The organism is Komagataeibacter kakiaceti JCM 25156 (assembly GCF_000613305.1).
Window position 1 is genome coordinate 1 of the sequence record NZ_BAIO01000574.1, and the last position, 1,343, is coordinate 1,343.

A 1,343-nucleotide genomic window follows, 5' to 3' on the forward strand; every position below is an offset into this window, starting at 1 on the left:
TCTCACAAAATCGGACACAGGCACGCTGGTCCTGACTGGGGCTGACACCTACACGGGAGGGACGACGATCGGTGGCGGCACGCTGCAGCTTGGCAATGGCGGCACGACCGGGACGATTTCTGAGACATCGTCGATTGTGGATAATGGCAACCTGAGTGTTGATCACAGCGACAGCGTGACGCTGGCGCAGGCGATCTCCGGCACGGGCAGCCTGACCCAGTCCGGAACCGGCACCACCATCCTGAGCGGTACCGACACCTATGGTGGCGCGACTTCCGTGAATGCCGGCACCTTGCAGGTTGATGGAGATGAGAGTGGTGCGACGGGAGCGACGACGGTTGCTTCTGGCGCGACGCTGAGCGGCACGGGCACGCTTGGTGGTGACGTGACGGTTGGGAATGGTGCGACCCTGTCTGCGGGTGATGGCGCCCATGGCGTGGGCACGCTGACGGTTGATGGAAACCTGACCCTGGATCAAGGCTCGACCCAGAACTTTGATACGGGTGAGGCCAATACGGCAGGTGGGAAATACAATGACCTTGTCGCTGTGGGGGGCAACCTGACGCTGGACGGCACGCTGAATGTTGCGGCCGATACAGCTGGTCCGGACGCTGCCAGCGGTGGTCTGGATGCGGGTGTCTACCGTATCTATACCTATGGTGGAGGCCTTACGGATAATGGTGAAACACTTGGCACGGTTGATGCCGCGCAGGGTGTTGAACTTGGCCTGCAGACCTCGATCGCCCATCAGGTGAACCTGGTTGTGAATGATGGCAGCCTGACCTTCTGGGACGGCGGCAATACCGGCACCAACCATGGTTCGGACGGTTCGTCCGGTAATGGTACGGTTGATGGTGGCAGCGGCACCTGGACTGCGATGAACGGTGCGGGTGATGACAACTGGACCAATGCGGATGGTAGCCGTAACGCACCATGGTATGCGGGTGGCTATGCCGTCTTCGAAGGCTCTGCCGGCACGGTGAGCGTCTCGGATAAGGATGCGAATGGCGATCCTGCGGATGTGACGGTCAGCGGGATGCAGTTTGCCAATAATGATGGCAAGACCTATGTCGTGACGGGTGATGACCTGTATGCGACCACGGGTTCGACGACGGTCCGTGTTGGTGACGGGACGGATGCAGGCGCTGCCATCACGGCGGATCTGGATACGATCATCAATGACAGCAATGTCGCGGGTGGTACGTCTTTGGTGAAGACGGATGCCGGCACGCTTGTTGTGAGCAAAGATCAGACCTATCGCGGGGCCACGGATATCGAAGGCGGCACGCTGCAGCTTGGCAATGGTGGTACGGCGGGCAACATCGCGACTACCACGGCGATCC

At 60.5% G+C, this 1,343-nt stretch carries 1 protein-coding gene; it reads left to right on the top strand.

Annotation, left to right across the window (positions count from 1 at the left end; translation table 11 throughout):
* Positions 1–1,343 (top strand): autotransporter-associated beta strand repeat-containing protein (locus JCM25156_RS25605; protein ID WP_199898879.1); only part of this gene is annotated, 1,343 nt, incomplete at both ends.